Origin of the sequence: Alkaliphilus hydrothermalis (assembly GCF_016908555.1) — a bacterium.
GTDB lineage: Bacteria > Bacillota > Clostridia > Peptostreptococcales > Natronincolaceae > Alkaliphilus > Alkaliphilus hydrothermalis.
The window spans coordinates 36262-50340 of sequence record NZ_JAFBEE010000021.1 but is presented as its reverse complement, the minus strand read 5'-3'; the positions used below and the strand labels follow the sequence as shown (position 1 = coordinate 50340).

Genomic DNA, 14079 nt, shown 5'->3' with positions numbered 1-14079 from the left:
CATTATATAATAAAGATTAGCTATGAGATTTTTAACATCATTGACGTAAAAAATTATGCTGGCTTAAATCTATACTGTTCAGTTTTCAAAGACCTAAATGTTAATGATGTTAATTTTCATTATCGTCTTTCGACGACTTAAATACTATATCATAATCACACTCGCCTGTCAACAACTTTTTTATTTTTTCATATCTACAATAATAATCTATAAAGAGTTGTTTATGAAATGTCTCCTTCCTTCTATCATATAATATATTAATTAATACTTGAAGGTTGAAGTACTATCTTGTATTAGCTCGTGACGACAAGTAATACTATATCACAAAAACACGAGCTCTGTCAAATAATTTATTGTTGTAATTTATTCCATAATACGTTTTCCTTAACTACACCTAATCATGTATATCAAATTGTATAACTATGAAAACAAAAAGGACTCATTTACAGAGCTCCTTAAATAAAGCTCTTAAACAAGTCCTTAATCTTCATTAAATATACTTATGCCCCAACCCCATAGTCCCCACACTTTCCACCAGGATTGTCAGAGAAATTAAAGTTATATAGTAATTACTTAATCCAGCGGTTTCATAGTAGGGAATAAAAGAACATCCCTAATAGAAGGAGAGTTTGTAATAATCATCATCAAACGATCTATTCCTATACCTAACCCCCCAGTTGGTGGCATTCCAACTTCTAAGGCATTTAAAAAATCTTCGTCTAGCATATGGGCTTCTTCATCTCCAGCATCTCTTTGAGCTAGTTGCTCCATAAATCTTCCTCTTTGATCAATAGGATCATTTAACTCCGAAAAAGCATTGGCTATTTCCCATGTGTTTACAAAAGCTTCAAAACGATTAGTAATCTCAGGATTATCAGGGTTTCGTTTTGCCAGTGGTGAAACCTCCACTGGATGATGGGTTATAAACGTTGGCTGAACTAAGTGTTTTTCAACAAACTCTTCAAACACTTCATTGATAATATGACCTTTTTTCATACCAGCCTTTATTTCTAATCCTAGCTTTTTTGCTAGTGCAATAGCTTCATCATCAGTCTTAACATCACTAAAATCAACACTTGCATATTCTTTACATGCATCTGTCATTGAAATTCGCTTCCAAGGTGGTGTTAAATCAATTTCAGTTCCTTGATAATTGATTTTTGTTGTTCCTAAAGCCTGCTCAGCCACATAAGCAACAATATTTTCTGTAATATCCATCATATCGTTGTAATCGGCAAAAGCTTGATATAACTCAATAGTTGTAAATTCAGGATTGTGCTTAATAGACATTCCTTCATTTCTAAATAGACGACCAATTTCATATACTCTGTCTATACCACCAACAATTAATCTTTTCAGATGTAGCTCCGTTGCAATTCTTAAGTACATATCAATGTCTAAAGTGTTATGATGGGTAATAAATGGCTTAGCACTGGCTCCACCTGCAATTGTATCTAAAATCGGTGTCTCCACCTCGATAAAACCTCTATCATCCAAGTAACTTCTAATGGCTTTTATAGCTTTTGATCGGGTGATAAAAGTTTTCTTAACTTCTGGATTTACTATTAAATCTACATATCTTTGACGATATCTTAATTCTTGGTCTTTTAAGCCATGCCACTTTTCAGGAAGAATTTGTAATGACTTACTTAATAACCTAACGGTGGATGCTTTAACAGAGATTTCTCCCTTGTTAGTCTTGAACACATCCCCTTTAATTTCAATAATATCTCCGATATCATAGGAAGTAAATAATTGATAATCCACTTCCCCAATTCGATCTTCCCTAACATAGGCTTGGATTTGACCATCCTTATCTTGAATATTTATGAAACTTGCTTTACCATGACCTCTTTTAGTCATAATTCTACCAGCAATGGTAACTTCTTGTCCTTCTAGAGAATCGAACTCCACTTTAATGGCTTCGCTATAGTGGGTTACATATACCTTTTCAATTTTAAAAGGATCCTTCCCCATTTCTTGAAGATTTTTTAACTTATCACGCCTTATCTGAAGGAGTTCATTCAAACTCTGTTCTCCATTTGTCATCCGGTATACCTCCAAACTACATTTTTTATAATTCCCTATCTTTTAATCTCTAATACTTCATACTTAGTGATTCCATCTGGAATTTGCACTTCTACGATATCTCCAACCTTCTTACCCAATAGAGATCTACCAACCGGAGATTCGTTTGAAATTTTTAATTCATACGGATCAGCCTCTGCAGAACCAACTATCGTATATTCTACCTCTTCGTCAAATTCAAGATCTTTAACTTGTACTGTTACTCCAACACTAACTACATCTAAAGTAATATCATCTTCATCAATAACTCTAGCCTTTTTAAGCATACTTTCAAGCTTTAATATTCTTTCTTCCATTTGAGCTTGTTCATTTTTAGCTTCATCGTATTCAGAGTTTTCACTAATATCTCCAAAGGCAATCGCTTGTTTTATCCTCTCAGCAACTTCCTTTCTTCTTACTGTCTTTAACTGCTCTAGCTCGTCCTCAATCTTTTTCAATCCGTTGACGGTTAATACGACTTCCTTTTCCATCTATATACCCCTCTCCTTTTCCCTGATTTTAGTTTATAATGACTTTACTCTCGTCTATTGATGATCCATTCCCTATATATATGTAGGATGATAAATAATATATGTGCTATGACTAAATTTATTCATCAATTTAGACAGCTTATTCCCATTTAAAATAGAAGCACTGGTTTAAATCAGTGCTTTCCTCCCTATATGTTGTAGATATTATAAAATAGTAGGTATTAATTGTCAAGTTAAATAACCAAACTTAGCCCATTATTACCATCCGCCGATATCAATAAAAACCCTCCAGCTAGGAACTTTTATTTACCCTTGGATTTTCTTGTAAAAATTCTACCCTAGGCATAAACTTCAATTCATCTATTAATCCATCATAATTCTCTGGTGATACCTTTACCCTTCTTTCCTTCAAAATCGAGACTAAAAGCGCCTCCATAACATTCGTACCAAAAGATCTTCCATGTAGCTCAGGAGTGGTACTAACTAAGATCTTTACCCCTCTTGACTTAAGGTCTACTAAATCTCCATTGGTCAATGTATTCGTAATGATTATCTTATCCTTCAAATCCAATGGCATGTATCGTTTGATATAATGGAAATCACCTGCTATAATGGTAGCTTTTTGATAGTATTCATCAAATCTTCCTTTAATAATATCGTTCTGTTGGCTACCAGTTGGATACAACCACTTAAAGGGCAATTTACATACTATAGGAGCTGCCGCCCTAGCAATTACAGCCAATTGTTTTAACGAATATATTGGTTTATTAATCCCTAGTCCAAATATTAGGTCTCCAATGGTCAGATTTGCACCTAGTTTATCTAGAGTCTCAGCCATCCCAAAGCGATCCATGGCAGAAGTTATTAGTACCTGTTTATTATTAAAGTCAATAATTTTATTATCTTGTAGATAACTTATGACTCTACGCTCAAGGGTATTTTTTAGTCCAGAGCCATCAACTATAGGGCTTTTTATGGCAGCATTTTTAAGTTTAAGAGCTTCTCTTATGACATAAGGCCTCTTCCCAGCCCAAATATATAAATCAATGCCCCCCATGCCAAAGGCCTCAACCTTACCATCGAGGCTTTTAATCTTATTGACTGCTTCCGTCAAGCTACCGTCAGTCCCAATTCTTTCTATTTGGTATTCTTGTCCCGTAATTTCAACCACAGCTTGATGGTCTCGTTTTGAGCTGCCAATACTTATACTAACAATTCGTTTCATGGATTTATCCTCCTATTTCAACAATATATGTGTATTATTGTCCAAAGAAATAGGCTTATACTTTTAAATCTTAATTGTTGAGTGGTAATAATCCAATAGTAACTCTTCCATTGCCCCTCTAGAGTTCATATGATTAATCTCATTTCTTAATTGAGCAGTTTTTGGAAAGCCCTTCATATACCAAGATATATGCTTTCTCATTTCCCTTATCGCAATATACTCCCCTTTAATCTCAATAACTAAATTTAGATGTTTAATAATCATATCTATACGTTCTTTTAGGGTTGGCTCAGTCAGCACCTCACCTGTTTTCATGTAATGATCTACCCGATTAAATATCCATGGATTGCCCTGTGCTCCACGGCCAATCATAATACCATCACACTTTGTATAATCCAAGAGTCTTATTGCATCTTCAATAGAGAAGACATCACCATTTCCTATAACAGGTATGCTGACAGCTTCTTTAGCCGCCTTAATAATATCCCAGTCTGCTTTACCAGTATAGAATTGTTCCCTCGTTCTCCCGTGAATGGTAACCACTTCTCCACCATTAGCCTCTATCACTTTTGCCATTTCAACAGCGTTTATATTATCTTCATCCCACCCTTTTCTTATCTTTACAGTCACGGGTTTCACTGATTCCCTTACTACGGCAGCAATTACTTCCCCAGCCAGCTTTGGATTCCTCATAAGGGCACTACCATCACCATTTTTGGTGATTTTGGGAGTTGGACATCCCATATTAATGTCTAATATTAAGTTCTCTCGATCATTCAACTGATATGCAGCCCTTGCCATGATTTCAGGATCAGAACCAAATATCTGAATAGCAACAGGTTTTTCAGCTTCTTCTATCCTAAGTAACTCTTCTGTTTTTTGATCATGATAATAAAGCCCTTTAGCACTAACCATTTCCGTGTACACCATCCCACAATTCATCCCACGACAAATCAATCGATAAGGAAGGTCTGTTACGCCAGCCATGGGGGCTAAGAAAACATTATTATCTAATTCAACGTTACCGAACTTCATCATTCCACCTCCAAGACACTTCTAATCTCCTATGTATATATTGTACCTAAATATAAGTATTTATATTTAAAAATAAAAGCCAGGTTATTCCTGACTTCTATCTATCGTCCGTTTAGCTTTGTCATCTTTATTTAAGTCATATATAATACGCAAGCCCTCTAGCGTTAAGAACTTGTCTACCTTGTGGATATATTCGGTTTCACTGGCAATCAAAGTCGATAATCCCCCAGTAGCAATTACCTTTACATTGTCACTCTTGAACTCCTGCATCATTTTCTTGATGATATATTCCACCAGCCCAACATAGCCATAAATTATCCCAGACTGAATACTATTTACTGTATTCTTACAGATTACTTTTCCAGGCTTAATTAGTTCTACCCTTGGTAGTTTTGCGGCCTGTTGAAACAATGCATCACTGGAAATTTTAATCCCCGGAGATATGGTTCCTCCAAGATAGTCTCCATTTTCTGCAATGGCGCAGAAGGTAGTTGCAGTTCCAAAGTCCACAATAATCAGTGGCCCACCATATTTTTCATATGCTGCTACTGCATTTACAATTCGGTCAGCTCCAACTTGTTTTGGATTATCATACTTAATATTCATGCCAGTTTTTATTCCAGGACCTACAACTAGAGGCTCTACTTCAAAAAACTTTCTAACCGCATGCTCTAGGGAATACATAATATTAGGCACTACAGAGGATATAATTACATTCTTCACATCCTTTGTTTCCAAACCACTATGTTGAAACAACTGATAAATCAGCATTCCATATTCATCCGATGTTTTATTCTTGTCTGTAGCAATCCTCCAAAAATCTATTAACTCTTTACCTTCGTAAACACCTAAAACAATATTTGTATTTCCTACATCAAACACCAATATCATCTGGTCACCTTCTTATAAATTATTTTTGCTTTTTAATATCTTCATAATTGAGTAGACAATGATAGCCGATATAATCACTTCTGCAGTTCCATTGACTCCAGCTATCACTCCTACTATCTTCAAAGGAAGATATCCCCTTAGGTAAATCATTGTCAGTACCCCTACAGTATTGGTGATTGTACCTATAACTGCTGCGAAAACACTACTTTTAGTTGCTTTATAAGCATAATACGTAGCCGCTCCTATAAGTAGTCGTGGTAAGATCGATACTAGTGGGTCACTAAAAAATGCTGGTGTAGCCCTGAGAAAACTTGATACCCCGAAAATGAATCCTACAAAAGTGGCTACCTTAGCATCCATTAAAATAGCTGCAATGATTATTGGAATATGCATAGTGGTTGCATTTACCCCAACTAAAAAGGGTATTGGAATATAGCCTAGAAAGGGAGTTACGCTTAATACAACTGAAAAGGCCCCCAGCATCCCTGCTACAGCAAGTCTTTTCGTCTTTGAGTTTAGAAATAGATTCTCCATTTTACACACCTCCGTTCCAGTTCAATTTGATACCGGACATTGTTTATAATTTTTTCCCTGATATCCAAGTCTAGTTCTAAAGATACTAGCTTTTTTTACCGTACCATTTTAACAGTTTATAAATGTTTACGCAATTAGTTTATGAAATTTTACTTAATTTAACTCCCTTTTGTTGTAAAGCTCTGTGAAAACTCCACCGAAAAGTCTTTAGCAAATACAAAAGACCCCTATAAGGGGCCAAGTGTATTATCAAGACTAGAATTTACTGTCCTATTTTTTTTCCTTAGCGACCTTAACTGATTTTAATTCATCAATCAAACTAGGAATTACCTTTTCAACATCACCTACAATTCCAACATCGGCCAATTCAAAAATTGGAGCAGAAGGGTTTTTGTTAATAGCAACGATTAAATCTGACTCTTCCATACCTGTTACGTGTTGTATTGCCCCAGAAACTCCACAAGCTAAATAAAGATTTGGTCTTACTGTTTTACCCGTTTGCCCAACCTGGTGCTCTCGATCCATCCAACCAGCGTCTACTACAGCACGGGAACCCGACACTAGTCCCCCAAGCTCTTTAGCTAGTAATTCTAGCGTCTGGAAGTTTTCTTTTTTCCTCATTCCACGACCACCAGAAACCAATACTTCCGCCTCTTCAATCTTCATTTTTTGCTTTTCTTCTTTAACGATTTCAATAACTTCTACATTTACATCTTCTTTTGCTAATCCAGAAGGGAACTCAATTATTTCTCCCTGTCGTTCTTCATTTCTTTCCTGCTTGATCATTACCCCAGGTCTTACAGTGGACATTTGAGGTCTATGATCTGGGCAAATAATAGTTGCCATGATATTCCCACCAAAAGCAGGTCTCGTCATCAATAGATGCTTTGACTCTTCATCTATCTCAAGGGTTGTACAATCAGCTGTTAAACCCGTATGAACTCTTGCCGAAACCCTAGGAGCCAAATCTCTTCCAAGGGCAGTTGCTCCCATTAGTATAATATCAGGCTTTTTTTCTTTTATAATCTTCGACATTACCTTTGTATAGGTCTCGGTAATATAAACATCTAATAGTTCATCTTCTACTAGGATTACTTCATCCGCACCATAATAAATCAGTTCTGAGGCCATCTCTTTTACGTTATTCCCTAATAGAACTGCTGTTAACTTCGTACCTAGGGTATCTGCCAATTCTCTACCTTTACCTAATAACTCTAAAGATACTTTTTGAATTTCTCCTGCCCTTTGCTCTGCAAAAACCCAAACTCCCTTATGCTCTAAAATACTCATGGTATCCCTCCAATCTAGATAATATATTTTTCTTTTAATTTATCAACGATTATTTTAGCTGCTTCCTTAGGATCTACTTCATATAGCTTGCCAGCTACCTTTGCTCCCTTTGTAAAAGACTTCTTCACTTTCGTTGGTGATCCTTTTAACCCTAAGTTTGTTGGATCTACCACAATGTCCTTCAAGTTCCATACTTCTATTTCTTTTTCTCTATAAGCATCAAATATACCTCCAACAGACATATATCTAGGCTCATTCATTTCCTTCAGCGTAGTAATTAAACAAGGAGTCTTTACCTTAACCATATGGTAACCATCTTCAAACATTCTTTTTAGAATTAGAGTCTCTCCATCAACTTTTAAATCTTCAACATAGCTTACCTGTGGTAATTTTAGATGTTCAGCAATTTGTGGCCCTACCTGAGCCGTGTCTCCATCAATTGCCTGTCGACCTGCAATTATCAGATCATAATCTATATTATTTATAGCAGCTGCCAAAGTACAAGAGGTAGCCCATGTATCTGCTCCTGCAAAGGCTCTATCGGTTAAAAGAATTCCCCTGTCCGCTCCCATAGCAAGTACTTCTCTTAAGGCAACCTCTGCTTGGGGTGGTCCCATAGTCAATACTGTAACTGTTGCCCCTAGTTCATCCTTAAGTTTAAGTGCTGCTTCAAGTCCACTTTTATCGTCAGGATTTATGATACTTGGCACTCCATCTCGAATTAATGTTCCTGTTTTAGGATCTAATCTAACTTCAGTTGTATCTGGTACTTGTTTTATACATACAATTATCTTCATCTATTAGTCCTCCTTTATTTTAATAACTGGGAAGAGATTACCATTCTTTGAACCTCAGATGTTCCCTCGTAGATTTCCGTAATTTTTGCATCCCTCATCATTCGCTCTACTGGATATTCTCTTGTATAACCATATCCTCCATGAAGTTGTACTGCCTTTGTCGTTACCTCCATTGCTGTTTCTGCTGCATATAGCTTTGCCATTGCAGCTTCCTTTGAATATGGCAGGTTGTTACCCTTATTAAAAGCAGCTTTATATACCAGTAATCTTGATGCCTCTACCTTTGTATGCATATCAGCCAACTGAAATTGAGTGTTTTGGAAGAAGGATAAAGGTTTGCCAAATTGTCTTCTTTCTTTTACATAACCAACTGTTTCATCTAAAGCCCCTTGAGCTATCCCTAATGCTTGAGCAGCAATTCCAATACGCCCTCCATCTAGTGTCTTCATGGCTACTCCAAAGCCCTTACCTAGCTTACCAAGAAGATTTTCTTTTGGGACTCTGCAATTTTCAAAAATTAGCTCACATGTGGCAGATCCTTTAATCCCTAGTTTTGCTTCTTTCTTTCCGATGGTGAAGCCTTCTGTATCAGCATCTACAATAAATGCTGAAATTCCTCTGGTGCCTTGGCTCTTGTCAGTCATGGCCAAAATAATATAAATATCTGCATATCCAGCATTGGTGATGAATATCTTTGAACCATTTAGAACATAATGATCTCCATCTAATACAGCAGTGGTTTGTTGAGCAGAGGCATCTGTTCCTGCATTAGGCTCTGTTAATCCGAAAGCTCCTAATTTCTCTCCCTTTGCCAAAGGTACAAGATATTTTTGTTTTTGCTCTTCTGTACCAAACTCATAAATAGGGGCTGCACATAGGGATGTATGGGCTGATACGATTACTCCTGTAGTCGCACATACCTTCGATAATTCCTCCACCGCCATTGCGTAGGCGATAATATCTCCACCAGCACCTCCATATTCCTTAGGAAAGGGTATTCCCATAAATCCATACTTTTGCATCTTTTTAACTGTCTCTACTGGAAATTCTTCTTTTTCATCCACTTCCTCAGCGTGGGGTTTAACTTCCTTTTCAGCAAACTCTTTATATAATTTTTGAAGCATAACATGTTCATTTGATAAATTAAAATTCATCCTTATTACCTCCTTACAGTAGTGGTTTATATTATTTTGGGGGCATTACTGTAGCAACACCCGAAAGAACAACTTCATCATTTTGGTTTTTGCATATAGTGCTTAATTTTACTCTATTCTTTTCTGAAGCAATTTCAACAACCTCAACCTCGGCAGAAATCGTGTCAGCAAATCTAACAGGGGCATGAAACTTTAAATCTTGAGATAAATAGATGGTACCTGGCCCTGGCAACTGAGTGCCTAACACAGCTGATATTAATCCTGAAGTAAGGATCCCATGAACGATTCTTCCTTTAAAAAAAGTCTCCTTAGCATAACTTTCGTTAATATGGGCTGGATTAAGATCTCCAGTAATCCCGGCATACAAATATACATCTGTCTCGGTAATGGTTTTTTGAAACGAAGCCTTATCTCCTAATTTTATTTCATGTATTGTTTTTCCTTTCACAATATTACCCCCTTTAATTTTAATTACGCCTAATAATTGTCGCAAATATCGTGCCACATTTGTATTCCTGATATTTTATTGTCAATCTTATTTACATCAAACCTTGCATTTAACGCTTTGGATGTTCTTAATCTTTTAATTTTCTATTTTTTACAAGAATAACATTTTGATTTCGTTTGTTTATTATTTAACCATATCCAACAGAAAAACTGTACATTAAATGTACAGTTTTTCTGTTGGATATGCTAACTATTAAGTTTTCTAGGTTTATATCAGTTAATCAATATCTTTCCCACTGTAGGAAATTAATACAGTGTTCATTAAGTGGTCATCATACTATTTTATAAAACAGCACCGCCATCTACAGATAATACTGCTCCAGTTACAAACTTAGCTTCATCAGATGCTAGATATAAGAAGGCATTTGCTATATCATCAACTTCTCCTAATGAGTTTAATGGAGATTTACCCTTCATCATTTCTAATACCTTTTCTGGCATTTTAGCTGTCATTTCAGTATTAATAAAACCTGGTGCTACAGCATTTACTCTAACACCTTTTCTACCCAACTCTCTAGCCCAAGTTTTAGTCATACCAATCACACCAAACTTTGTTGCAGCATAATTTGTTTGACCAAAGTTTCCATAAAGACCAACAATTGAAGATACGTTGATAATTACTCCACTCATTTGCTCTGCCATTATTTTAGCAACAGTTTGACCGCAATTATATACTCCTTTTAGGTTTACAGCAATAACGTTATCAAATTGGTCTTCTGTCATTTTTACTAATTGGGCATCAGCAGTGATTCCTGCATTATTAATTAAGATATCTATTCTTCCAAATCTATTCATTACTTGTTCAATGGCTGAATTAACTTCTTCTTGTTTAGCTACATTAGCTACAACTCCAAAAGCCTCTGCACCAGTTGCATTTATTTCGTTAACCGCTGCATCTACTTCCTCTTTGTGCATCCCCCAAATAACTACCTTTGCTCCTTCTTCTGCAAATCTTTTGATTGATCCTTTACCTATTCCCGATGTAGATCCTGTAATAACTGCTACTTTATCCTTTAATCTCATTTACATTACCTCCTATGTTCATTACGCTTACTTCTAACTTATCATTGAAAAAGCTAACTTATAAATTAATATTACACATTATTTTTCATTAAACTTGTCTAATTTACTTCAGTAGCACTTTGATTCTATTAGGATAAAACCAGTACTATTCCTCAGTATGCTATACAAGCCCAATACTTGCTAATACAATAGCTACTATTACCGAAAGAATTGGAATCGCTGTTCCTACCATAAAGATATCTTTATAAGAATCCTTATGGGTCATAGCTGTAACTGCTAATAATGTTAATACCGCACCATTGTGAGGTAGTGTATCTAATCCACCACTGGATAAAGATGCTACTCTATGGAATGCCTCTGGTGGAATACCCGTTGAAGCAGCTAACTGCATATATTTTTCACCTAAAGCTGCTAATGCTATACCCATACCACCTGATGCTGAACCTGTAGCTCCTGCCAGCACGTTTACTGCAGCCGATAGTGAGATAAGGGGATTTCCTGGAATTGCCAATACCATACTAGTTAATGTCTCAAATCCTGGTACCGCTCTTACTACTGCACCAAAACCAACCGCTGCACTTGTATTTAGAATTGCTAATACTGAACCCGCAGCTCCGGCATTGATCGTTTCAATTAATTTTGGTAATCTCTTGAAGTTAAGTGCAATAGCTGCAATAATACCAATTACTAAAGGAGGAATTACCTGTTGAGCAGCTGGTAGTTCCTTTGTAAATAAGTTTAAGACACCAATAACAAGGATTAGAGGTATTGCTGATAAAAATGGATTTGGTAATTTAGAAGCATTAATTTCGTCTACTTTCTTTTCAAGCTCAGTGAAAACCTCTCCTGCAGCAGTTAATTTTCTTTGTCTATAACTTAACCAAAGGAGACCGACCCCAAACATTACAAGCGCTCCAGCGACCCCCATAATTGGCGCAGCTACTGGTGTAGTTCCGAAATAAGTCATGGGAATTAAGTTCTGAATTTGTGGTGTTCCTGGTAATGCAGTCATTGTGAATGTAAAAGATCCTAATGCGATAGCCCCTGGAATAAGCTTTCTAGAGATGTTAGCCTCTCTGAATAGAGCAACAGCCAATGGATAAATGGCAAATACTACTACGAATAGAGAAACTCCACCGTAAGTTAAGATTCCACAAGCTGCCACTACTGCTGCTATAGCATATTTTGTACCAATTAGCTTTGTCATATAGTATGCAACGGAACGAGCGGCACCTGATTCATCCATCACCTTACCAAAAATCGCTCCCAATAAAAATGCCGGGAACCATGCCTTAGCAAAACCTACAAGACCACCCATATATGTTTCTGAGTAAGCTGGTAACAATTCTAATCCACCAGAACCTGCAACAATCAATGCACAGATAGGAGCAATCCATATAATGGACATCCCTCTGTAGGCTAAGTACATCAACAATACTAATCCAATAATAATACCTAACATTTAATATCCCTCCCACTTTAAATTACTAAACCCATTCTTTCATTAGTAAAAATTCTAGAATCCATTTCTTTTAAATCTTTACTGATTTTTGGAACAAATTCCATTTGATCTAATATGTCCTTCTGTAGGTCAACACCAGGAGCAATTTCAGTTAGCGTGATTCCTTCTTCGTTTAAAGTGAATACTGCCCTCTCAGTAATATATATTACTGGTTGCTTTACTTCTAAAGCATAATCACCGCTAAAAGTAATGTGTTCTACTCTAGGGATTAATTTTTTAACCTTTCCTTCTTGGTTGATCACAAGCTTACCATCATTAACTTGAATATCTAAGCCCCCAGCAGTAAAAGTTCCACAGAAGATTACTTTTTTAGCATTTTGAGTAATGTTAATAAAGCCACCTGCTCCTGCTATCTTTGGACCAAACTTACTTACGTTAATATTTCCCTCTCCATCACATTGTGCCAATCCTAGGAAAGCTACATCCAATCCACCACCATCATAAAAATCAAACTGATAAGGTTGATCAATAATCGCTTCTGGATTAATCGCGGCACCGAAACTTAAACCACCAGCAGGAATACCACCGATTGGTCCTGGTTCTACAGTTAATACCATTTGCTCACCGATGCCTTCTTCGTTGGCAACAATAGCCACTCCCTCAGGCATTCCTATTCCTAAATTGACCACTGCATTTGGCACTAGCTCCATAGCAGCTCTTCTTGCAATAATTTTTCTCTCATCTAGAGCCATCGGTTTCACTGAGTTTACTGGCACTCTAGTAGCCCCAGTATAGCTAGAATTATAAGCCTCAGCAAAGGTCTGCATATGATTTTTCATATCTTGTACTTCTACGATTGTATCTACATATATTCCAGGTATCTTTACTAACTTTGGGTCCAGAGTTCCCTTCTTAACTACCTTCTCTACTTGAACAATCACTTTTCCACCAGAGTTTTTACAAGCTTGTGCAATAGAAAGTACTTCCAGTGAACCTGCTTCCTTTTCCATGGTAACGTTTCCATTTTCATCAGCATAAGTCCCTCTGATAAATGCAAAATCTATTGGAAATGCTTTGTATAGTAAGTATTCCTCTCCCAATAAATTGACTAGTTCAACCATATCCTCTTTTGTTGAATCATTTAATTTTCCACCATCTACCCTTGGGTCAACAAAGGTTTTTAAGCCTACTTTCGTTACGGTTCCTGGCTTGTTAGCTGCTATATCTCTAAATAAATGAGAGATTGATCCTTGAGGAAAGTTATATGCCTCAATCTTATTTTCAAATGCTAATTTCTGAATTTTAGGAACTAAACCCCAGTGACCTCCGATAACCCGCTTTAATAGACCCTCATGTCCTAGGTGATTTAGCCCTCTGTCTTTTCCGTCTCCTTGTCCTGCCGCATAAACCAAAGTTAAGTTTTGAGGTTCGTTAGTCTCTACAAATCTTTTTTCCAGCGCGATCTCTAATTCTTCTGGAACGGCATTCCCTACGAATCCTCCTGTTGCTATTGTGCTATTAGATGTTACTAGTTTTACTGCTTCATCTGCTGTTAAAAATTTAAGTGCCAAAATAAAAGCCTCCCTCCAGTTTTATTTGTCCA

13 protein-coding genes are annotated in these 14079 nt (G+C 36.6%); all 13 read right to left on the bottom strand.

The features are described from left to right. Nucleotides 1-573: 573 nt before the first annotated feature. The 13 genes from lysS to JOC73_RS12550 all read right to left on the bottom strand — a co-directional run bounded on the left by lysS (nucleotide 574) and on the right by JOC73_RS12550 (nucleotide 14047). Nucleotides 574-2049: a lysine--tRNA ligase gene (gene lysS / locus JOC73_RS12610; RefSeq protein ID WP_204403806.1), complete on the bottom strand. Its 1476-nt coding sequence runs from the start codon at nucleotides 2047-2049 to the stop codon at nucleotides 574-576. Between the two features lie 35 nt (nucleotides 2050-2084). Further along, entirely contained in the window at nucleotides 2085-2558 is a 474-nt protein-coding gene (gene greA / locus JOC73_RS12605) for a transcription elongation factor GreA (protein WP_204403805.1), read from the bottom strand. A gap of 292 nt (nucleotides 2559-2850) precedes the next feature. Continuing rightward, on the bottom strand, nucleotides 2851-3783 hold the full coding sequence (locus tag JOC73_RS12600; protein ID WP_204403803.1) for a quinate 5-dehydrogenase: 933 nt from the start codon (nucleotides 3781-3783) through the stop codon (nucleotides 2851-2853). 63 nt (nucleotides 3784-3846) lie between these two features. Next, nucleotides 3847-4818, bottom strand: coding sequence for a tRNA dihydrouridine synthase DusB (dusB, locus tag JOC73_RS12595; protein ID WP_204403800.1), 972 nt, complete (start codon nucleotides 4816-4818; stop codon nucleotides 3847-3849). A gap of 84 nt (nucleotides 4819-4902) precedes the next feature. After that, nucleotides 4903-5709, bottom strand: coding sequence for a type III pantothenate kinase (locus tag JOC73_RS12590; RefSeq protein ID WP_204403799.1), 807 nt, complete (start codon nucleotides 5707-5709; stop codon nucleotides 4903-4905). Nucleotides 5710-5721: 12 nt separating this feature from the next. Next, a complete protein-coding gene (locus JOC73_RS12585; protein WP_204403797.1) occupies nucleotides 5722-6243 on the bottom strand; it encodes an ECF transporter S component in 522 nt (173 codons plus the stop codon). 270 nt (nucleotides 6244-6513) lie between these two features. Then, nucleotides 6514-7533: an electron transfer flavoprotein subunit alpha/FixB family protein gene (locus JOC73_RS12580; RefSeq protein ID WP_204403795.1), complete on the bottom strand. Its 1020-nt coding sequence runs from the start codon at nucleotides 7531-7533 to the stop codon at nucleotides 6514-6516. A gap of 14 nt (nucleotides 7534-7547) precedes the next feature. Beyond that, entirely contained in the window at nucleotides 7548-8330 is a 783-nt protein-coding gene (locus JOC73_RS12575; protein WP_204403793.1) for an electron transfer flavoprotein subunit beta/FixA family protein, read from the bottom strand. 14 nt (nucleotides 8331-8344) lie between these two features. Continuing rightward, nucleotides 8345-9484, bottom strand: a complete 1140-nt coding sequence (locus tag JOC73_RS12570; RefSeq protein ID WP_204403791.1) for an acyl-CoA dehydrogenase — start codon at nucleotides 9482-9484, stop codon at nucleotides 8345-8347. Between the two features lie 31 nt (nucleotides 9485-9515). Beyond that, nucleotides 9516-9932 (bottom strand): MaoC family dehydratase, encoded by a 417-nt coding sequence (locus tag JOC73_RS12565; RefSeq protein ID WP_204403789.1) that lies wholly within the window; start codon nucleotides 9930-9932, stop codon nucleotides 9516-9518. A 341-nt stretch (nucleotides 9933-10273) separates the two neighbouring features. Beyond that, nucleotides 10274-11014, bottom strand: coding sequence for a 3-oxoacyl-[acyl-carrier-protein] reductase (gene fabG / locus JOC73_RS12560; protein ID WP_204403787.1), 741 nt, complete (start codon nucleotides 11012-11014; stop codon nucleotides 10274-10276). Nucleotides 11015-11174: 160 nt separating this feature from the next. After that, on the bottom strand, nucleotides 11175-12476 hold the full coding sequence (locus JOC73_RS12555) for a GntP family permease (protein WP_204403785.1): 1302 nt from the start codon (nucleotides 12474-12476) through the stop codon (nucleotides 11175-11177). A gap of 17 nt (nucleotides 12477-12493) precedes the next feature. Beyond that, on the bottom strand, nucleotides 12494-14047 hold the full coding sequence (locus JOC73_RS12550) for an acyl CoA:acetate/3-ketoacid CoA transferase (protein WP_207755107.1): 1554 nt from the start codon (nucleotides 14045-14047) through the stop codon (nucleotides 12494-12496). Nucleotides 14048-14079 lie beyond the last annotated feature (32 nt).

Excerpts from the sequence above, each read along its gene's own strand:
- JOC73_RS12580 (WP_204403795.1), bottom strand. The coding sequence starts at position 7,533 with ATGAGTATTTTAGAGCATAAGGGAGTTTGGGTTTTTGCAGAGCAAAGG.
- JOC73_RS12575 (WP_204403793.1), bottom strand. The coding sequence starts at position 8,330 with ATGAAGATAATTGTATGTATAAAACAAGTACCAGATACAACTGAAGTT.
- JOC73_RS12570 (WP_204403791.1), bottom strand. The coding sequence starts at position 9,484 with ATGAATTTTAATTTATCAAATGAACATGTTATGCTTCAAAAATTATAT.
- JOC73_RS12585 (WP_204403797.1), bottom strand. The coding sequence starts at position 6,243 with ATGGAGAATCTATTTCTAAACTCAAAGACGAAAAGACTTGCTGTAGCA.
- JOC73_RS12600 (WP_204403803.1), bottom strand. The coding sequence starts at position 3,783 with ATGAAACGAATTGTTAGTATAAGTATTGGCAGCTCAAAACGAGACCAT.
- JOC73_RS12590 (WP_204403799.1), bottom strand. The coding sequence starts at position 5,709 with ATGATATTGGTGTTTGATGTAGGAAATACAAATATTGTTTTAGGTGTT.
- lysS (WP_204403806.1), bottom strand. The coding sequence starts at position 2,049 with ATGACAAATGGAGAACAGAGTTTGAATGAACTCCTTCAGATAAGGCGT.
- JOC73_RS12555 (WP_204403785.1), bottom strand. The coding sequence starts at position 12,476 with ATGTTAGGTATTATTATTGGATTAGTATTGTTGATGTACTTAGCCTAC.
- greA (WP_204403805.1), bottom strand. The coding sequence starts at position 2,558 with ATGGAAAAGGAAGTCGTATTAACCGTCAACGGATTGAAAAAGATTGAG.
- fabG (WP_204403787.1), bottom strand. The coding sequence starts at position 11,014 with ATGAGATTAAAGGATAAAGTAGCAGTTATTACAGGATCTACATCGGGA.
- dusB (WP_204403800.1), bottom strand. The coding sequence starts at position 4,818 with ATGAAGTTCGGTAACGTTGAATTAGATAATAATGTTTTCTTAGCCCCC.